Annotated in this window: 16 protein-coding genes; 4 read left to right on the forward strand and 12 right to left on the reverse strand. The window is 57.7% G+C overall.

Features of this window, described 5'->3' with window-relative positions; genetic code table 11:
* Positions 1-63 precede the first annotated feature (63 nt).
* On the forward strand, positions 64-2,673 hold the full coding sequence (locus I9184_RS04650; protein WP_171723219.1) for a TRAP transporter permease: 2,610 nt from the start codon (positions 64-66) through the stop codon (positions 2,671-2,673).
* Positions 2,670-3,101 (forward strand): universal stress protein, encoded by a 432-nt coding sequence (locus I9184_RS04655; RefSeq protein WP_171632280.1) that lies wholly within the window; start codon positions 2,670-2,672, stop codon positions 3,099-3,101. The genes I9184_RS04650 and I9184_RS04655 overlap by 4 nt, the downstream gene beginning before the upstream one ends.
* Before the next feature lie 78 nt (positions 3,102-3,179).
* Here I9184_RS04655 and I9184_RS04660 read toward each other — a convergent pair whose 3' ends face one another.
* From I9184_RS04660 to I9184_RS04670, 3 genes are read right to left on the reverse strand one after another with little or no spacing between them, the layout of a single operon-like run.
* Positions 3,180-4,220: a lipocalin-like domain-containing protein gene (locus tag I9184_RS04660; RefSeq protein WP_171723220.1), complete on the reverse strand. Its 1,041-nt coding sequence runs from the start codon at positions 4,218-4,220 to the stop codon at positions 3,180-3,182.
* Positions 4,210-6,624: an FtsX-like permease family protein gene (locus I9184_RS04665; protein WP_209833035.1), complete on the reverse strand. Its 2,415-nt coding sequence runs from the start codon at positions 6,622-6,624 to the stop codon at positions 4,210-4,212. The genes I9184_RS04660 and I9184_RS04665 overlap by 11 nt, the downstream gene beginning before the upstream one ends.
* Positions 6,621-7,268, reverse strand: coding sequence for an ABC transporter ATP-binding protein (locus I9184_RS04670; protein ID WP_209833037.1), 648 nt, complete (start codon positions 7,266-7,268; stop codon positions 6,621-6,623). Before I9184_RS04670 ends, I9184_RS04665 begins: the two co-directional genes overlap by 4 nt.
* 173 nt (positions 7,269-7,441) lie before the next feature.
* On the opposite strand from I9184_RS04670, the gene I9184_RS04675 reads away from it, so the two are divergent.
* Positions 7,442-7,876: a potassium channel family protein gene (locus I9184_RS04675; RefSeq protein ID WP_171632290.1), complete on the forward strand. Its 435-nt coding sequence runs from the start codon at positions 7,442-7,444 to the stop codon at positions 7,874-7,876.
* On the opposite strand, the gene cls is transcribed toward I9184_RS04675, so the two are convergent.
* The 3 genes from cls to I9184_RS04690 all read right to left on the reverse strand — a co-directional run bounded on the left by cls (position 7,873) and on the right by I9184_RS04690 (position 11,968).
* The gene (gene cls, locus I9184_RS04680; protein WP_209833039.1) at positions 7,873-9,285 is read right to left on the reverse strand and encodes a cardiolipin synthase; all 1,413 of its coding nucleotides are present in this window, start codon (positions 9,283-9,285) and stop codon (positions 7,873-7,875) included. The two genes, I9184_RS04675 and cls, sit on opposite strands and share 4 nt — an antisense overlap.
* 23 nt (positions 9,286-9,308) lie before the next feature.
* Positions 9,309-10,283, reverse strand: a complete 975-nt coding sequence (locus tag I9184_RS04685; RefSeq protein WP_209833041.1) for an HAD family hydrolase — start codon at positions 10,281-10,283, stop codon at positions 9,309-9,311.
* A 74-nt stretch (positions 10,284-10,357) separates the two neighbouring features.
* The gene (locus I9184_RS04690) at positions 10,358-11,968 is read right to left on the reverse strand and encodes an arylsulfatase (RefSeq protein ID WP_245217974.1); all 1,611 of its coding nucleotides are present in this window, start codon (positions 11,966-11,968) and stop codon (positions 10,358-10,360) included.
* Positions 11,969-12,166: 198 nt separating this feature from the next.
* On the opposite strand from I9184_RS04690, the gene I9184_RS04695 reads away from it, so the two are divergent.
* Positions 12,167-12,847 carry a Crp/Fnr family transcriptional regulator gene (locus tag I9184_RS04695; protein WP_209833043.1) on the forward strand — a complete coding sequence of 227 codons (681 nt, stop codon included), beginning with the start codon at positions 12,167-12,169 and terminating at the stop codon, positions 12,845-12,847.
* A gap of 3 nt (positions 12,848-12,850) precedes the next feature.
* Here the strand turns inward: I9184_RS04695 and I9184_RS04700 are convergent, their stop codons facing one another.
* The 6 genes from I9184_RS04700 to I9184_RS04725 are packed head-to-tail and all read right to left on the reverse strand — an operon-like array spanning position 12,851 to position 18,971.
* Positions 12,851-14,080 (reverse strand): BatD family protein, encoded by a 1,230-nt coding sequence (locus I9184_RS04700; protein WP_209833045.1) that lies wholly within the window; start codon positions 14,078-14,080, stop codon positions 12,851-12,853.
* Positions 14,077-15,573, reverse strand: a complete 1,497-nt coding sequence (locus tag I9184_RS04705) for a VWA domain-containing protein (RefSeq protein WP_209833047.1) — start codon at positions 15,571-15,573, stop codon at positions 14,077-14,079. The genes I9184_RS04700 and I9184_RS04705 overlap by 4 nt, the downstream gene beginning before the upstream one ends.
* A gap of 2 nt (positions 15,574-15,575) precedes the next feature.
* On the reverse strand, positions 15,576-16,559 hold the full coding sequence (locus I9184_RS04710) for a VWA domain-containing protein (protein ID WP_209833049.1): 984 nt from the start codon (positions 16,557-16,559) through the stop codon (positions 15,576-15,578).
* Positions 16,559-17,032, reverse strand: coding sequence for a DUF4381 domain-containing protein (locus tag I9184_RS04715; protein ID WP_209833051.1), 474 nt, complete (start codon positions 17,030-17,032; stop codon positions 16,559-16,561). The genes I9184_RS04710 and I9184_RS04715 overlap by 1 nt, the downstream gene beginning before the upstream one ends.
* Entirely contained in the window at positions 17,029-17,976 is a 948-nt protein-coding gene (locus I9184_RS04720) for a DUF58 domain-containing protein (protein WP_209833053.1), read from the reverse strand. The genes I9184_RS04715 and I9184_RS04720 overlap by 4 nt, the downstream gene beginning before the upstream one ends.
* A 17-nt stretch (positions 17,977-17,993) precedes the next feature.
* Complete coding sequence (locus I9184_RS04725) at positions 17,994-18,971, reverse strand: MoxR family ATPase (protein WP_209833058.1); 978 nt, start codon at positions 18,969-18,971, stop codon at positions 17,994-17,996.
* Positions 18,972-19,030 lie beyond the last annotated feature (59 nt).

Below are 19,030 nucleotides of genomic sequence, written 5' to 3' on the forward strand. Positions count from 1 at the left end.
ACAAAACCCGTGTGAAACGGGATTTCAGAAGGCCGAACAATGGCCGCGACGGGGAGACATTTGATGAATTCCGACACTCAATCCAATCGTCCGCTTTCCGAAGAAGAGCTTCAGGATCTGGTTGCATCTTCTGACGCAGGAGGGCGAAATCCGGTCGGGAACGTGGGCGTTTTCCTGGCGGTCGTGGCCGCGATCTGGTCGATATTTCAAGTTGTTCTGGCTTCGCCCTTGGCGAATTATGTCTTGCCCGGAAGCGTCGTGAACAATGCACGGCAATTCCATCTGGCTTTTGCTTTGTTTCTGGCCTTTGCGGCCTATCCGGCGCTCAAATCCAGCCCCCGGAACTATATTCCGGTTCAGGATTGGATCATGGGATTGGTGGGCGCGTTCGTCGCGCTGTACGGCTATTTCTTCTATGACAAGATCGTCAATGCGGGCGGTTTGGCCGACGACACTGACAAATGGGTTGCGTTGCTTGGCCTGGTGCTGTTGTTCGAGGCCGCGCGCCGTGCGCTTGGCCCTGCCATGGCAATTATCGCGACCATATTTTTGGCCTATGTCTTCTTCGGTGCCTCGGAATGGGTGCCCGAAGTTATCCGCTGGAAGGGCGCGAGCCTGAAAAAGGCGATGAGCCACATGTGGATCACGTCCGAGGGCGTGTTTGGTATTGCATTGGGTGTTTCCACGAAATTCGTCTTCCTGTTCGTGCTGTTTGGCGCATTGCTGGATAAAGCCGGGGCAGGGAACTACTTTATCAAGATGGCCTTTGGGGCCCTGGGCCACCTGCGTGGTGGTCCGGCCAAGGCGGCGGTTGTGGGCTCGGCTGCGACCGGCCTGATCTCGGGCTCGTCGATTGCCAATGTTGTTACCACCGGTACCTTCACCATCCCGCTGATGAAGCGCGTCGGGTTCAGCAGTGAACAAGCGGGCTCGGTCGAGGTTGCCAGCTCGGTCAACGGGCAGATCATGCCGCCGGTGATGGGGGCCGCTGCATTCCTGATGGTGGAATATGTGGGCATCTCTTATGTCGAGGTGATCACCCATGCCTTCCTGCCGGCTGCGATTTCCTACATCGCACTGGTTTACATCGTGCACCTTGAGGCCGTGAAACGGAACATGCCCACGCTGGGCGACCGCGATGTACATCTGGCGCGGACCGTAGTGGGGATGCTGGGCTTTTTCCTGGTGTTTGCAGGTCTTTGCTATGGCTCACAATTCCCGGTGGATGCCGTGACAAGCTGGGTGCCGTCGGCCGCTGGGATCGTGCTCAGCTTGATTATCTGCGCGGTCTATGTCGCACTGCTTTATCTGGCGGCACAGGTTCCGGATCTGGAACCGGACGACCCCAATGCCAAAGAAGTGCAACTGCCGGTCATCGCCGATATCTACAAAGCTGGCCTGCATTACCTGCTGCCGATCATCGTGCTGGTCTATTTCCTGATGATCGAACAGAAATCACCGGGCCTGTCCGCCTTCTGGGCCACATCGTTGCTGTTTGTCATCCTGCTGACGCAGAAGCCGCTGAAAGCGATGTTCCGCGGGCAGAGCAACCTGTACAACACTTTCATCGATGGTGTTGCCGACCTGTGGCAAGGTCTGATCGACGGGGCACGCAACATGATCGGCATCGCGCTTGCCACGGCAACCGCGGGCGTGATCGTGGGAACCGTCACGTTGACGGGGGTTGGTCAGGTTATGGCCGATCTGGTCGAGTTCCTGTCGGGTGGCAATCTGATCCTGATGCTGGTCATGGTCGGGCTGCTCAGCCTGATCCTGGGCATGGGTCTGCCGACAACCGCGAACTATATCGTTGTCAGCTCTTTGATGGCCGGGGTGGTTGTTGAGTTGGGCGCCCAAAGCGGGCTGATCGTTCCATTGATCGCTGTCCACCTTTTCGTGTTCTATTTCGGGATCATGGCCGACGTGACACCTCCGGTCGGGCTGGCCAGTTTTGCCGCCGCGGCCGTGTCGGGCGGTGATGCGATCAAAACCGGTTTCACGGCCTTCTTCTACAGCCTGCGCACCGTGGCGCTGCCCTTCGTGTTCATTTTCAACACCGATCTTCTGCTGATCGATGTGACATGGGTCGAAGGGATCATAGTGGCGATTTTCGCGACGATAGCGATACTTGTCTTCACGGCAGGCACCATGGGGTACTTCCTGACCCACAGCCGCATCTACGAAAGTATCGCGCTGATCGCCGTGGCCTTCGCCCTGTTCAGGCCGGATTTCTTCATGGATCGCATCGCGCCTCCATACACTTCGGTCGAGCCTGCGGCGTTTGTCGAAACCATCGGCCAGACTCCACCGGGAACCGAGGTTCGCATGGTGATCAGCGGGCCGGATTTTGATACCGGCAAGATGGTGGACACCACGGTTGTCGTGCCAGTCGGATCCGAAGAAGGCGGTGAAGCGCGCGTCGATGCCATGGGGCTGCTGTTGCTCGAAGAGGATGGCCTTGTCAAACTTGACGAGCCGATGTTTGGATCACCGGTTGCCGAAGATCTGGCCAACTTTGACTATTATGGTGACGAGGCCGTGCGTCTGAGCTCGGCCAGCCTGCCGTCCAGCCAGCCTCCGAAGCAACTGGTCTATATCCCGGCGCTGATCCTGCTGGGTCTGATCGCTTTCCTGCAACGCGGCCGTGCCGCCAGACAAGAGGTGCTCGTATGACACGTTCCGTTCTGTGTGCCGTTGATATCAGCAATGGCGAGATTGATGCACCGGTTCTGAAAAAAGCAGCCGCGCTGGCGGATATGGAAGGGGCGCAACTTGACGTGGTGACAGTGCTGCCCGATTTCGGGGAAAGCTGGGTGTCGGGGTTTTTCGAATCCGGTTTTCACGACAAGGCGTTGGAGGAAGCGCAGGCCAAACTGACGGCGCTGTGCGTATCGGCCCTGGGGGCCGAGCGCAACGAAACCATCCGCCATGTGGTTGCGACAGGAACAGCTTATCAGGAGATTTTGAAGACGGCCGAAAGTGCCGGCTCTGATTTGATCGTAATCGGAGCCCACAAGCCGGATTTCAAGGATTACCTGCTGGGCCCGAATGCGGCACGCGTGGTGCGACATTCCAACGTCTCGGTTTACGTGGTGCGCTGACGCGAAAAGCAGATGCCGTGCACAGAGGTGCCGGAGCCCCGACGGTCGCCTGCCGCCGTTCGGGCTCCCGCAGCCAGGTCAGTAGCCCGTCATCTCGAGATACCCAACGCCCTCGTGGCTGCCGGTGACCGTGACCGGACCTTCCCAATATTCAAAACGTGTCCCCATCCAGGCGTCCGGTGTCAGGGCGGATACCTTGACGTCGATGCCTCGGTCCGCAAGCACGACGCGCCATTGCGTCGGGACGTCGCGCCCTGCCACCTGATCGGTCGCAAGCGGCTCAAGCCTGACGGATCCGTCGGGGATGGCATCGGTGCTGCCGTCTGAATTGATCCATGTGGCCGAAGTGAAATCGCCGCGACCACCGCGCAGGCGAAAGGCCATCAGCTTGTCCCCGTCCTCGAAGCTGAGCGAAAACCAATCCCAGCCGGTTTGATCCTCGGCCAGGGGTTGCGAAGACCATTCCCGGTCCAGCCAGCCCTGACCGGTGACGCGCATATCGCCATCCGGCAGGTGCAGTACGCCTTCGACTGAATAAAAGGGTTGCGAATAGTAATAGCTGGCTTGCCCGTCGGCGGATTTGACAGAATAGCCCGCTTGGCCATGAAACACCAACGGGCCTTGTGCGCTCAGCGCAAGATCGTACCCGAAATCAGCCCCGTTCGCGGTCAAGGTCAGGGTATCCATATCCGGTCCGGCCATGCGCCATTCGTCGATCCAGGCCTCGAACGGTTGCACCGCAACACCTGCCTGCCCAATCCCCCCACGCGACAGGCGTTCGGCAAAATAGTGGGTGTCAGGCGTGGTGACAGCCGCATGGCCCATCCAGATCTGCGGGCTGTGCCATCCATCTGTTTCAAACGGTTTCAGGGCCGACCGGAAAAGGGTCCATTGGATGCCATAGTCACGCCCGTCCTCGCCTTTGAGGTTGGCCGTCAGATACCACCATTCGATCCGATAGGCGGGATGAGGCCCGTGGTCTTTGGGAAAGTCGAATTCAAAGCCCGCCTGCGGAACCTCGAACCCTTCCGCCGACCCTCCAAGACCTGCAAAGCCCTGCGCCCAAAGAGGCGATGGGCACAAAAACACGAGAACGGCCAAAAGGGTTTTAACGTTCATTGGCGAACACCTTCAGCAAATCGGCAGGGGGCAGACGCAACATGCGCAGCGCGGGCAGGGCCGCTGCAACCAGGGCGGCCAGCAGGGTCAACAGGAACAGCCACAACCAATCCCAGGGAAACACGAACATCGGCAACCGCCAGCCAAAGGCTTGCACATTGATCACCGCCAACAGAACCCAGGCGAGAATCAGACCAAGCGGCAACGCCAGGCTCGCGGTAAGAGCCGCGAGCAGCACGCTGCGCAAAAGCTCCAGCCGCGCCAGTTGCGCCCGATTCAGTCCTAGCGCCCATACCGGAGCAATCTGAGGCAAGCGCTGGGTCCACAGGGTAAGCAGGCTGGTGAGTATGGCAAATCCCGCCACGCCGAGGGTCAGAACATTGAGCGCCGATGTCACGACAAAGGTCTTTTCGAAGATTGCCAATGATTGCGCCTTCATGGCGGCCTGCTGGACCACGGCCTGACGCGGCAGGGCAAACCGCTCGCGCAATGTCTGCGCCATTTCAGTCGCCTGTTCGGGGTTCAAACGGATGCCAAACCGTCGAGTTTCGGCACCTGGTGCGATCCGGTCAAGTTGGCTCATCGACACAATGGCTTGCCCGGTTGGGTTTCCATAATCCGAATAAACCCCAGCGATGGTCAGCGTGTGAGCCGGGGACAGTGTCAGCGTATCTCCGGGCCATAGGTTCGCGCGCCGTGCCAGTTGTTCGTTGATCAGAACCGCGTCTCCGGCCATCACGTCGTCCCAGACGGTCGAGTTTGCCGATATCAAGGGCCAGTGTTGCCGATAGACCGGATCGTCAATGACCCCGTACAGAAACAGGGGGCCCGTCTCGTGCGACAGTTCCATGTTGCGAATTGGAAGGATGACGTCGACCTGCGGACGCAGCCAATCCGTGATCTCGCGCCCCTGTTCTTCGTCACGGACGGTCAGATACAGCTCTGAGGTCAGGCGCTGGTCGAGCCAGCCGACAAAGGTCAGCCGGAAACTTGAAACCATTGTACCCACACCGATATTTGCCGCAAGCGCAAGCAACAGGGCCATCAGGGCAAGCGACAGCCCGGGCAATTGTGCGCGCATGTCGGCCCAGACCCACTGCGCGACGGCACCACGGGACCTGTTGCCAAAGACCGAAAGCGCAAAGGTCAGAAGCGCCGGCAACAAAAGCGCGGCACCCGTCAGCAATCCGGCCAACAGCACGAAACCGGCAACCAGCCCACCGATGCCGAGATAGGCGATGACACCGCCGAGGATCAGGGACAAGCCGAGCAAACCTGTCACACGACGTGTGCCGGCATTGCCCTGCCAGGCTTGCACACCGGGCCCCGCCAGCAGGGGCATACGAGACAATCGCCACAGCGCATGGCCACTGGCAAACAAGGTGCCGCAGACAGCCATCGCCATCCCGGCAAACACCCAATGGGGGTGCAATGTCAGCTGTCCGGTCACGGGCGCACCATACAGGCCACGAAGGGTTGCTGCGACATCGGGCAACAACGCTCCGGCCAGAAAGAACCCAAGAAGCAGCCCCAAGGTTCCACCGATCAGGGCCAGCCCCGTCAGTTCGGTCAGGATCAGGAAGACCAGCCGCCGCATCGAAACGCCCAGCGCACGCAGGGTGCGGATCATGCCTCGGCGTTGGGCAAAAGCCAGCCCGACGGTGCCGTTCACGATGAACAGGCCAACGGCAAAGGACAGCAGGCCAAAAGCCGACAGGTTCAGGTGAAAACTGTCAGTCAACCGAGCAGTATCGACTTGCGAGGATGGGCTGGCGCGCTCCAGTTCGGGCGCGATTTCGGCCAAAGGTGGCCGATCACGCGGCTGATCCGGCAACACAATGAGTCGCGAGATGAAATCGGTTTGGTTCAGCAGGGCTTCGGCTGTGCCGATATCCGTCAGAATAACGTCCGGTGGCAGCGCCGTGGTGAACGAAACCGGCGGAAGGTTGTTCTGGTCGCGCAACAGCGGCGCCAGCTCTGCCGCGACCAGAAGCCGCCCCGGAGCGGTCAGCATGTCTGCCGGCTCAGTCGGCGCGGTGCTTTGGTCGGCTTCGGTGACGGCGGGCAGGGCCGGGTAGGCGACCATGTCCACACCCATCAGGCGCAATGTGCGGCCCCGGATTCGATAGGGGCCCTCCAGAACGGCCGCCACCTGCCAGCCAGCACGACGCAGATCTACGTAACGAGAAACCGGAATCAGACCGGAAGGATCGCGCAGCTCGTCGAACTGCCCAAGGGCAAGCTGCGCGTTGGCCCGGGCATAGCTGGCGCGCGCTTCGGCATTGATGGCCTGAACCGCGGACCAGAGACCGGTGGCCAACGCGATGCCTGTCAAAAGCGTCGCCAGTTGCAACCAGTGCACCCGCCAGTGTGACATCAAAGCCTGAATGACGGCGCGTGTCATTGGATACAACCACCGCAGAGCTGGACGGTTCGATCCAGTCGGGCTGCAATCTGTTGGGAATGCGTGACCAACAGAAGCGCTGCGCCGGTATCAGCCACCAAGGCCAACATCAGATCCAGAACCCTTGCGCTGGCGGTTTCATCCAGATTGCCCGTGGGCTCATCCGCCAGCAGCAGTTTCGGACGCGCTGCCATGGCACGACCAATCGCCACCCGCTGCTGTTGCCCGCCGGACAGGTTTTCGGGATATCGGTCCAAAAGATCGGACAGGCCCAAGCGTTCGGTCAGATGCGCGGTCCACCCGGCATCCTCGGCGCCGGCAAGGCGGGCGTGAAAAGAAAGGTTCTGCGCAACGGTCAGCGAAGGGATCAGATTGAACTGCTGAAACACCAACGAAAGCTGACTGCGCCGCAATTCGGCCCGCCCGGCATCGTCCAGATGGGACAGAGGGGTTCGGTTCAAGATGATTTCACCGCTGTCGAAACAGTCAAGCGCTGCGGCAAGGTTCAGCAGAGTGCTTTTGCCACTGCCGCTTTCACCGGTCAGGGCCAGTGTCTGCCCTTCATCCAATGTCAGCGACACGTCGCGCAGAACCGGGCGCCCGCCGGGATAGGTTTTCTGAACACGGTCGATGGTCAACAGCATGGTCTGGCCTTTTTTCTTCCAAGGATGTGCGACGGAATTCCAAACTGTCCAGTGCGGACCCGCACTCGGTTCCATTCGCCGCAGGCGTTCTTCACGATCGCCGGGGTTGTGCCCTGCACCTCAACGGGTCATTCTGCCCGGACGGTACACTGTCGTAAATCGGGATGAAAAACATGACGTTGCTGCATCAGATCGTTTGGGGCAGTTCATTTCTGGCGCTCTGCTTCTTGGTCGAGATTCTTTTGTTGACCTGGTGTACCGTCACGATCATCAAGTGGGATGAAAGATGGTCGGCCAAGGGGGTGTTCTTTGGTACGGCAGCACCGATCGCGGTATCTTTGGCCTTTATTGTCGCGACGCACACGATTCAGGTCTGGATTTGGGCCATCGTCTGGGTGTTGCTTGAGGTTCTGCCGGATTGGAACTCGGCCATCTATTTCTCACTGGTGACATTCACGACCCTGGGATATGGCGATATCGTTTTGGGCGAAGGGTTGCGCATTTTTGGGTCTTTTGCCGCGGTTGCTGGTCTTCTGGCCTTTGGTCTGTCGACCGCTTATCTGGTGGCGATGATGACGCGCGTTTTTCAAGAAAAGTTCTTTTCCTAGAGGATTGGTGCAAACAACCGCGCCAACGGGGCGCCAAACCGGATATGGGCAGGTTGCTGGGCCAGACTGCGCGTCAACTCATAGCTTGCCTCGAAATCCGCGCGCAGCATGTGATCAACTGCCAAGGCTGCTCGGGCATCAAAAAACAGGGCCATCGCTTCGAAGTTCAGCCGGAAGGACCGGTTGTCCAGATTGGTCGTGCCGACCGCAGCCAGCGTGTCGTCAACCACGAAAACCTTCTGGTGCATGAAACCGTCCGTATATCGGAACACGCGTACGCCGCAGTCGCGGATTTCGTCGAAATAGGCAAAAGCAGCCAGCCATGGCAGCCGATGGTCTATGATATCGGGCACAAGGATGCGCACGTCCACACCGCGCATCGCTGCATGTTGCAATGCGGTCATGACGTCGATGTCGGGCACAAAATAGGGCGAGGCAATCCACAATCTTTCTTTCGCCTCGGCGATGGCCGAAAAGAACATCATGGCGCCGGTTTCGGTTTCATCTCCGGGTCCGGTGGCCACCAATAGGGCATTCATGTCCTGCTCGGCCTCGCTGCCTGCCCAGTCGAGGTCGTCAATCAGGTCTTCATCGCGGGCCCAGTGCCAGTCTTCAGTGAAGATGAGCTGCAATTGCCGGACGATGTGGCCGGTCATCTTGATATGCGTGTCGCGCCAATGGCCGAAATGCGGGTCTTCTCCCAGATATTCAACGCCCACGTTGTGACCGCCGATAAAACCTGTTTCACCGTCAATGACGACGGTTTTGCGATGGTTCCGGTAATTCAGCTGAAACCTGAAATTTGGCCCGCGTTGCTCGCGCGGGTCGGCGACGTCGATACCCGCATCGCGCATCGTGTCCAGATAGGTGTTTTCCAATCCATAGCTGCCGACGGCATCGGTCATGAAACGGACATGCACCCCACGTTTCGCAGCCTCGATCAGCTTGGTCTGAAGTTTTTGGCCCAAGGCATCGTCTCTGACGATATAGAACTGGATCAGGATATAGTTCCTGGCCTCGTCTATCGACTGGAAAATGGCGTCAAACGTTGCCTGACCATCGATCAGAAGCTGAGCGCCATTGCCACTGGATACCGGAAGATGAGCCAGAAATTCGAATGGTCGTGGATTGATCGGCATCGTTGTCGGATCAGGCCTGGAATAGTCGGCAAAGGTCTTGATCCCTTCGACGACCCGTTCGCTTTGTTGGCGCGAGATGCGGTAGCCGCGAAACCTGTGGTGCCCCAGAAACAAGTACATCGGCACCGCAAAGATCGGCGCCGATACCAAAAAGACCACCCAGCCAACGGCTCCTTGCGGTGTGCGCGCGGTTTGTGCTGCGCGCACCGAAAACACAACTGCGGTTGCGTACAACGCAAAAACAAAGATGGATACAAGCAATGTCCACATGGGCGGTAAGTCTTTCGGGTCGTTCAGTTTCCTCCAGTGTAGACCCGTGACCAGTCTTTCGCCATATCGACGATGATCCAGCCTTTGTCCGGCCCCTGATCCAGACCGTCAACCAACCGTCCAATCGGACTTTCCCGATCATAGGCCCACTCACGTTCGGCATCCGTATGGTGGATCAGAACACCCAGCCGTGGTCTGCTACCCGAGGTTGTCCAATTCAGCATGGCGAAATCGCCGTCTGAGTTTCCTCCGGCCAGAATGGGGCGTTTGCCGATCGTGCGTTCGATGTTGATGGGTTTGCCTTCCTTGTCGTCGATGAAGGCAATCCCGGGGGCCTTGATGACAGTCGGAACGCCATCGACGTCTTCGAATGTCGAGTTTCCATAGGTGCCCAGAACCTGTTCCGGCGGAATGCCATAGGCCTGTTCCGCGAAGACCCGCATGAAATGAATACCGCCGCCCGAGACGATATAGGTCTTGAACCCTTCGTCCCGAAGATAGCGCAACAGCTCGACCATGGGCTGATAGGTCATCTGGTCATAGGGCAATCCGGTGTCCGGGTGTCGGGCCTTGGCCAGCCATTGCGCAACTTCGGCCTGAAACGTCTCGACGCTGGTTCCGGAATGCGAGGCGTTAACAACTTCGATCAACGCATCGTGGCCGCCTTGAAGAACCGTTGCTAAATCACCTTCGGCAGCAGCTTTCAAAGCGGGTGTGGACAAGATCGAAAGATCTTGTTCAGCCAGTTCAGAAAGTCGATCCATGGCAAAGATAAACTGGAAATAAACCGGCTGTTCGGCCCAGAGTGTGCCGTCATTGTCAAATACCGCGATCCGATCTGAAGGTGTCACATAGTCAGGTCCTTCTGCGTCGGTAACACTGGACACGAATTCAAGGATCGCCTCTTTTGCCGCAGTGGCGTTCCAACTGGGCAGCGGATCAGCGAGCAGGGATATGGGAACACAGGTCAGAAAAGCACCTAAAAGAACGTGTTTCATGAAGCTCTCGATAACTGTTGTGTTGAAAAAAGGCCGCCCTGCGCAGGGCGGCCTACAGCGTGGGGCCGCCGGGCCTAGTTGTTGGTCGGCGTTGTCAGCTTCTCCATGACCTGATCCAGGTTGAAGCTGGCTGCTTTCTGACGTGGCGGGAACTCCTCGAACGTGCTGAGGAAATTGCCAACGTATTGCTGGGCGGGCACAAGGAAGTAGGCCCGGTCCAACAGCCAATCGTAATAGGTGTTGGACGTGCGGTACGCGCGTTCATATGGATCGCGGCGCAGGTTGATGATCAGCGGGATGCGCAGTTCGGTCCATGGCTCGATCCAGGCACGCAACGTGGCCCAGGCTTTCTGCTCCAGGAAGATGAGCTTCCAGTCTTCGAAGCGCAGCGCCGTGAGGTCACCATCATCCGAGAAATAGAAGATTTCTTTCCGGGGGCTTGCCGCAGTCTCACCAGTCAGCAGCGGCAGAATGTTGTAACCATCAAGGTGCACCTTGTAGTCGCGACCCATGCCCGATGAGCTGTAGCCGGCCTTCAGCTTTTCCTTGATGTCCGGATCGCCGGCCACGGCGAGGTAAGTGGGCAGCCAGTCCATGTGATGAACGATCTCGTTGGTGACTGATCCGGCCTCGATCTTGCCCGGCCAGCGCACCATCGACGGAACGCGCCAGCCACCCTCCCAGTTGGTATTCTTCTCGCCCCAGAACGGCGTGGCAGCCGCATCCGGCCAGGTGTTCATGTGGGGACCGTTGTCAGTGGAATAGTGGACGATCGTGTTGTCAGCGATGCCAAGCTCGTCCAGCAGATCCAGCAGCTGCCCAACATGCATGTCGTGTTCGATCATACCGGCGGTGTATTCATCAGCGACCCGCCCCGACAACTCATTGGCCTTGGCGCGCATCTCGTCTTTTACGTGGGTGCGGAAGTGCATGCGGGTACCGTTCCACCAGACATAGAAGGGCTGACCTTGCTCATGCGCCCGCTTGATGAAGTCGATGGCCGCGGCCACAGTTTCGTCATCCACGGTTTCCATACGCTTGCGGGTCAACGGTCCGGTGTCTTCGATCGTGCCATCGGATTTGGATTTGATGACGCCGCGCGGGCCATAGGCCTCGCGGAAGGTGCGCCCATCCGCCAGAACGCGATCACCCGGATAGTCTTCGTTTTCTGGTTCTTCCTCGGCATTCAGGTGGTAAAGATTGCCAAAAAACTCATCAAATCCGTGATTTGTCGGAAGATGCTCATCCTTGTCACCAAGGTGGTTTTTGCCGAATTGACCGGTCACATAGCCGTGGTCTTTGAGAAGTCCCGGGATAGTTGGGTCTTCAACCTGCATTCCAAGATCTGCCCCGGGCAGGCCGACTTTGGACAGACCGGTGCGGAACACGGATTGCCCCATGATGTATGACGAACGGCCGGCGGTACAGGATTGTTCACCGTAGTAATCGGTAAAGATCATGCCTTCTTTGGCAACCCTGTCGATATTGGGTGTCTGATATCCCATTAGACCCATGGTATAGGCCGAGATGTTGGATTGACCGATATCGTCGCCCCATATCACAAGAATATTGGGCTTTTGATCCTGCGCCCAGGCGGGCACGGCAAGGGCGACAGTTACGGTCGCCACTGCGAACCGGCGCAGTGTTCTACGCCAATTATCTGCAATCATTCGTGGAGAAGACATGAAGTGCTCCTGATCAGTCGAGCCTTAATGACTCGGAAAATTGAAATTTAGTTGAAGCCGCTAGCTTATAACTTGAAGCTGCAAGCAAGTTTTTGATTGCCCGAATAAAAACAATTTCTTGTTCGGGCAGTGAACACAGCTATTTTACGCGATGAAACGCATCGAAAACTTATCATATGATCACTTTGAAAGATACAAATGTTTGATTCTGATGACGATATGCGGATTCTGGCCAAGACCGACTGGTTTGGCACGCGCGATTCAAAGTTTCAGAGCGATCTTATGACATGCGCAATTCAAAGAACCTTCGATTCCGGAGAAACCCTTTACCACCACGGCGACCGCGCCAACGGTATTCATGCGGTGCTCGCAGGCGCGCTTCAGATCACGGCACCTGCCGATGATGGACAGGAATTCGTATTGCATCAGGATGGATCAGGATTCTGGATCGGGGATCTTGCGCTGTTTGCCGAAGCCAAACGACTGGTCAGCGTCGTGGCAACGCAAAAGACCCGCACCTTGTTTTTTCCCGGCTCGCGGGTAGAACGCATGATTCAGACAAACCCGGAATACATCCGTGATTTCTATGCATTGACGCATGAAAACATGAAGACTGCACTGCGCATCATGGCCAATCTTGCGGTTACGGGGTCTGAAAAGCGCCTTGTGCTGCGTCTGTTGCACCTTGACGAAGGCGCTTTGAGTTCGGACGGATGGATTATTGTGTCTCAGGAAGAACTTGCTGAAATGGTTGCGGTATCTCAGCCGACGTTGCACCGACATCTGCATCATCTGGCAGATCTGGGCCTTGTGGAATTGGGGTATAGCCGGCTACGGTTGATCGACCGGCGCAAGCTGATCAGCAACTGTCAAAGTTGAAGTCTAAGGGTTGAGCGGGGGTAAAGACTCGCTCTTTCTTTCTGTTGCGCTTTTCAGTGCGCCGAGGTGTTGCATGGCCGCTTGCCAGTCTTCCGGGCTGTTGCCAGCCGTCGCTGAATACCGCGCCGCACCGATATTCATTAGACTGCTTTCAAGATCCAAAGAACGCTCGGGGTACGCGCTGCGTGATTTCCAAAGATCCAATGCCTGATAAACCGCGGGCAAATCCCGTGATTTTAAAGCGGATCGCAAGGCATCGACGGCATATTTCTCCGATGCCAGATACCTGCGGCGCCGTTCCGTTTTCCAGGTTGCATAGCGCGGGCGCAGAAACCTTCCCAAAGTCCACAATGCGAATACAACAATGACAAGGTAAAGAACTGATTTGATGATGGTTTGCGCGTCAGGCGGCTGCCGCCTTGGGGGGGCCAGTGTAAGCTTGGTCGAGGGAAGTGATGCCGTTTCGATCTGACCGGTGTCCAGATTGAACCAGTCGATGGAAACGGCCGTCAATTGTGTTTCGCCCCCGTCTTGGGCGATGTACACGGTTTCTTCGACCCGTTGCCCGGACAGGATGCCCCGGTCTTCTGTTTCCGAAAAGCGGGGTTCCTTGGGATAGGCGCGCAGCTGTTGGCTTTGATCCTGCGGCGTCAGCGCCGGGATCGTCAGGGCCGTGGTGCCAGAGATCTGCGCGCTTATCTCGCGCGTGATGGAATCACCGGCCTGCATATCAGTCGGACCGTCCAGCTTCTGATCAAGAGAGAAACCACTTGCGATGATCAGCGGGTCAAGACCTTGAGCGCCCTCGGGGATCTCTGCGTTCAGCTGTATGGAAGGAAGCTGAACCGAAACCTGAACCGGGTCATTGGACTGCAGGTCGGCAAATGTCACGACAACCTCTTGCGCATCATACGCGACCGGCCCTGATGTCAGCGGATACAGTCGATAACTGCGCTGTACACCGGACCACGTTTCTCCGTGTACCGTTTCGCTTACCGGACCAGAAGCTCGCTCTGGCAGGCGAACCAGGATATTTTGTTGCTCCAATGATGGAAATACAGGCGGCTGCGGCATGAAGGTCGGAACCAGAACCTTGATGCGGACGATGGCGGGCTGGCCGACGATGACGGCCTCGTTCGGGACGTCCACTGATACCCGAGGTTGATAGGCTGAGTTTTCCTGTGCGGACACTGACAACGGCATCAACAGGATGACGACAGCTAGGTATCTCATTCTGTTTGCTCCTGTATTTCCAAAAGGAAACGGTTTCTCAGAAAATCCTGCATGTCGGTGTCGATCATACTGATCCACTGGTCGGCGGACAGTGACTGTGGCCCGTCATTGGGGGCTTGAACCGTGGTGTCGCTGCCGCGTGCTGCATCGTTGTCAAACACGGTATCATCGGCACCGATGCCAGCCTCTTCCCCTGTGTCAGACTGTTCACGCGTCGTTTCGACATAATCCAGGATGGCCTTGGACAGGTCGAGATTTTGCTGGGCTTCGGGCCAGTCGGGGCGACGTTCCAAGGCGGTCTCGAACGCTGATATGGCTGGGCGATACTCGCGGTTTTTTATGCGGGCCATACCTTCGGCAAACGCAGCTTCCGGCGTGTCCAGCGTGGAAAACACGGACGACGCCTTTTCGTATTGACCATCCCTGAGATAGGCATACCCCTTGTGATATGGGTCTTCGAACATCTCGGCCGCGTCGCCAAATCGTTTTTGGTTCATCGCGATCTGGCCTTGTTGGTCGGGGGTGAAAAACCAGTCTCGCCATCCTTCTGCCCGCGCGCCGGATGAAGGCAACGCAATCAAAACCAGAACCGCCCAACGAATTACCCAGCCCTTGCGGAACCACAGCAGAGACAACACCGCAGCAGGCCAGGCCAGGATCCAGCCCTTGTCCTGCCAGTCCAGGCGATCATCCTCATCCAGGGCGGCAGTATAGGCCGATTGAATGCGGCGCATCAGTTGATTGATGTCCCGATCGTCGTCCGAAAACGCGACCACTGAGGCGTTGGGGATGTTGTCCAGCTGCGCGATACGACCACCATCCGGCAGCATGGTGAGAACGAAAATATCAGAAGAAGAGGAGCTTAGCCCCGTTACCTGAGATGGATCAAGGTCGTCCAATACAAACAGCACCGCCCCAGGGCTGTCGCTGTCTTCCAGAATGGACTGAGCCAACGCAAGCGCATCGGCTGCCGCATCGCCATCCTTCGGCATCACCGCAGGCGTCAACCCCTCAAGCAACGGACGAAGTATGTTCGCATCTTCGGTCAAGGGCGCAACTCGGTGCGGCGTTCCTGCATAGGCGATCAAAGCGGTACGTGCGCCGGCACGTTCGGTGATCAGGTCGGAAATCTTGAACCGTGCCCGATCCAGCCGCGATGGCGCAAGATCCGAGCTTTCCATGCTGTCGGTGACTTTGAGAGCGATCACCAACGGGGCCGTGTCTGCGATCAACGGGTTGGGCGCGCGCGACCATGTCGGGCCCGAGGCCGCCAAAGTGACAAGCGCCGCAATGATCAGCGCAACGTCAATGGGCTGGATGCGCCTGTTTTCTTCCTTGCCAAGCAGCAAGGCCTCTGCAAGGTGTGGGGCGATCCCTGATGGCAGTTTGGTATCTGCCATCGGTCTGGGTCTGATCCGCCACCACAAGGCAAGGATGGGGATGAGAAGCAGCAGGTAATAGCTTCGGATAAAATGAAAATCAGTCAGATCCATCGTCAGACGGCCCCCTGGTGTCGCTGTGAGAAATGGAACCAGGTCATGCTGACCATAACGACGATCAGCGCGATGAGTAACGGAATATGGGCAAGGCTTTGCTTGGGGCGATAGCTTTGCGTTTCCACCATTCTGGGGTTCTGAGAGTCAATGCGTGCGTAAGTTTGTTCAAGGGCCGTTGCATCGTCGGCAAAGAAATATTCTCCGCCCGTGCGATCGGCTATGTCCTTCAGTGCCTGAAGGTCGACACGGTCTTCGCCCGTGGCATTCGGGTCTCCGACGCCAATCGTATAAACAACCACGTTCTTTTCCGCAGCAATGGCCGAAGCATTGACGGGTGTCATGCGACTGGACGTATCGGCGCCATCGCTGAGAACAATCATCAGGCGCTGGTCAACCTCGCTGGATTCAAAGGTTCGAATGCCAAGCCCGATCGCATCGCCCAAAGCCGTGTTCGGACCTGCCATGCCAACTTGAGTTTGATCCAGGAACCCATTCAAACTGTTCAGATCTTCCGTGAAGGGGGCTTGAATGAAGGCGCGTGTTCCAAAGATGATCAGCGCCATCCTGTCACCATCTCTTTCAGAGATGAACTGCCTGAGAACCTCTTTGACCGCCTCCAACCGTTGCATCGGGGCACCGGATCCGGTCTGGAAGTCGCGCTGATCCATCGAGCCAGAGATATCCAGCGCCAAAACCACATCGCGGGCAGATTTTTCCATCACGAGGGGATCGCCCAGACGTTCCGGACGCGCCAGCGCCAGAACCAGAAGTATCCAGATCAAGGCGGCGCTGGCCGTTTGCAGCCAGGCCCGGCTTCGGATCATTGACCCGGATTGCGGCTCGACGCCAGCCGCCTGGGCCACGCGGCGAAAAAACGGAATGCGAATGGACACGGCTGTTTCCCGCCGGGGCGGAGCAATGGCGTACACCAGCAGCGGCAGCGGCAAAAGCAGAAACACCCAGGGCGCAGAGAAGGAAAACATTAGGTTCCCCGATACCGTTTATGGGACTTGACCCAATGCCTAGCAAGCTGGGTCAAGGCGCGGTTTGGCGGCAGGTCCTTGTACGGCGCGTCGATCAGCGTTTGCCCAATGTCTGATAAAAAGGACTTGTCATCAGAGGTTTGCGAAAGAAAATTCAACCAGTCATCCCCGTGAATACCTGCAACCTGCCTGCGCGAATATGCGACCAAAGCGGTGCGGCGAAGGATTTCGGCAACTTTTGCCGACGAGATATCCGGGTCTGCCAGCTCGGCCAGCGCATGGCGGCGATACGCGTTCGCCCGCCTTCGCCGGATGAAAAAAACACTGACCAGTACGGCAAGGCCAAGCAGTATGACGGCCAGCGCCAACCACCCCCATGTCTGCGGAAACATCGAAACAAGCGTGGGTTCCGGTGCCGGCTCGAGCATATTCAGCAGATCAACCAGAGATTTCCCTGTCGTGTCGATGCTCATTTCTGCCCCCTGCGATGTCCGAACAGATACAGCAACTGATCCAGGGCAGGTTCCGCGGTCGTCAATGGAACAACCGGAAAGCCGTATCGACGGGACCATGCGTGCAGGTGGTCCACCCTGTCTTCCATGGATTTGCGAATTTTGCCGGACAATTCGGGGTCGGCGCTGTCGATTTCGATCTGGTCGCGCCCGTCCGAGACCGTGAGTTTCAGATCGGGCGCCAGCTCCTTGGCTGTCTTGTCAGCGATATTGAACACGATCAGATCGTTTGAGACCGCAATGCGGCGCAGCAGGGACTCCGATTTCTCGTCAAGCCCGTCGCAGTCGGAAAACAGGCAAACCAGCCCGTTGGTTTGGGTCATACGCGCGGCTTCCGACAACATGTCATTCAAAGTTACGATGGGTTGCGGGTTCAAGGCAGCATGCAAGGCCGAATTGGCAGCCCCGATGGAAGACAGAAACCGCATGAGCGCCGCCGCGCGGCGCTGCGGCCTGTGTTCAGCAACGCTTGTGTCGTTGAATACCAGACCACCGACACGATCGCCCTGACCAAGAACGCGATGCGCGGTGATTGCGGCAGCTTCGGCGGCGATGACCGATTTCATGTAGACTTCGGTTCCGAAAAACATCGAAACGCGCTGATCGACCAGCAACAGGGCAGGGCGGTCTCGTTCCTCGGTATAGACCCTAACATGGGGCTCACCGGTTCGCGCCGTGACTTTCCAGTCAATTGTGCGGATATCGTCGCCCGGTTGGTAGTTGCGCAATTCCTCGAAATTTAGGCCGCGTCCGCGCAGGCGCGATGCGTGTCTGCCATTCAGGATCGACCCGGCAGGCTGACGTGGCAAAAAGCTCAGGGCACGGGAATGCAGTTCCAGACGCAACAGGTGATCCGCACTGACGTGAATGCGGGGATCATCGGGATATGCTGTGGATCGCTGCACCCGGCCAACCCTAAAAGTCAGGGCAGCGCGACGAGACGCAGGATGTCCGCGATCACGTCATCTGCCGTTTTGGCGTTTCCCTGCGCCTCGAAGCTCAGCGTGATGCGATGACGGAAAACGTCATGTGCAATGGCTCGAATATCCGCAGGGTCCACATAGTCACGCTGGTTCATCCACGCATGCGCCCGACCGCATTTGTCCAGTGCCAATGAGGCACGCGGGCTGGCACCGATTTCGATCCAGCTGGCCAGTTCTTCGCTGAGCGCCGCAGGCGTCCGGGTCGCCTGAACCAGATCGGCCATATAACGATCCATTGCATCCGAAACATGGATCTGCCCGATTTCCGAACGCGCTGCAAAAACGGCATCTTGCGGGATTGTCGGTGGTGGCTCGCTTGACGCGCCCTTCCCGGCGGCGATCTCTTCGCCCCGCACCAGCCGGATCACTTCAACCTCGTCCTCGACCGGTGGATAGGTGATCTGAACATGCATCAGGAACCGGTCCATCTGCGCTTCGGGCAGGGGATAGGTGCCTTCTTGTTCAATAGGGTTCTGGGTTGCCATCACGATGAACAGCGGTTCCATTTTGTGGGTGGTCCCGGAAACCGTGACCTGCCGTTCTTCCATCGCCTCCAACAATGCGGCCTGAACCTTGGCCGGTGCCCTGTTGATTTCGTCAGCGAGGACGATATTGGCAAAGATCGGCCCGGGTTCGAACCGAAAGGTGCCGCCTTCGTCAGTTTGTTGAAACACTTCGGTTCCCGTCACGTCTGAAGGCAGCAGATCGGGCGTGAACTGGATCCTGCTGAAGTCTGCATCCAGATTGCGCGCCATCGCCTTGACTGCACGTGTTTTGGCCAATCCGGGCAGACCTTCGATCAGAAGGTTTCCGTTGGCCAGCATGCCGATCAGCAGTCGGTCGATGACCTCGGTTTGCCCGATGATGGACTGGCCCATGCGGGCCTTGAGATCAAGTATCTGATTAAGTGCATTCATGGGTGGTGGTCCAATCGGTGCCAAGCTGGAAGAAACGAATTGATAGCGGAACAGGGGGT

The sequence above is a fragment of the Ruegeria sp. HKCCE3926 genome, assembly GCF_017872515.1.
Classification (GTDB): Bacteria; Pseudomonadota; Alphaproteobacteria; order Rhodobacterales; family Rhodobacteraceae; genus Ruegeria.

Bases quoted from the DNA above. Each gene is read 5' to 3' on its own strand.
- I9184_RS04650 (WP_171723219.1), top strand. From the start codon at position 64: ATGAATTCCGACACTCAATCCAATCGTCCGCTTTCCGAAGAAGAGCTT.
- I9184_RS04655 (WP_171632280.1), top strand. From the start codon at position 2,670: ATGACACGTTCCGTTCTGTGTGCCGTTGATATCAGCAATGGCGAGATT.
- I9184_RS04660 (WP_171723220.1), bottom strand. From the start codon at position 4,220: ATGAACGTTAAAACCCTTTTGGCCGTTCTCGTGTTTTTGTGCCCATCG.
- I9184_RS04665 (WP_209833035.1), bottom strand. From the start codon at position 6,624: ATGACACGCGCCGTCATTCAGGCTTTGATGTCACACTGGCGGGTGCAC.
- I9184_RS04670 (WP_209833037.1), bottom strand. From the start codon at position 7,268: ATGCTGTTGACCATCGACCGTGTTCAGAAAACCTATCCCGGCGGGCGC.
- I9184_RS04675 (WP_171632290.1), top strand. From the start codon at position 7,442: ATGACGTTGCTGCATCAGATCGTTTGGGGCAGTTCATTTCTGGCGCTC.
- cls (WP_209833039.1), bottom strand. From the start codon at position 9,285: ATGTGGACATTGCTTGTATCCATCTTTGTTTTTGCGTTGTACGCAACC.
- I9184_RS04685 (WP_209833041.1), bottom strand. From the start codon at position 10,283: ATGAAACACGTTCTTTTAGGTGCTTTTCTGACCTGTGTTCCCATATCC.
- I9184_RS04690 (WP_245217974.1), bottom strand. From the start codon at position 11,968: ATGTCTTCTCCACGAATGATTGCAGATAATTGGCGTAGAACACTGCGC.
- I9184_RS04695 (WP_209833043.1), top strand. From the start codon at position 12,167: ATGTTTGATTCTGATGACGATATGCGGATTCTGGCCAAGACCGACTGG.
- I9184_RS04700 (WP_209833045.1), bottom strand. From the start codon at position 14,080: ATGAGATACCTAGCTGTCGTCATCCTGTTGATGCCGTTGTCAGTGTCC.
- I9184_RS04705 (WP_209833047.1), bottom strand. From the start codon at position 15,573: ATGGATCTGACTGATTTTCATTTTATCCGAAGCTATTACCTGCTGCTT.
- I9184_RS04710 (WP_209833049.1), bottom strand. From the start codon at position 16,559: ATGTTTTCCTTCTCTGCGCCCTGGGTGTTTCTGCTTTTGCCGCTGCCG.
- I9184_RS04715 (WP_209833051.1), bottom strand. From the start codon at position 17,032: ATGAGCATCGACACGACAGGGAAATCTCTGGTTGATCTGCTGAATATG.
- I9184_RS04725 (WP_209833058.1), bottom strand. From the start codon at position 18,971: ATGAATGCACTTAATCAGATACTTGATCTCAAGGCCCGCATGGGCCAG.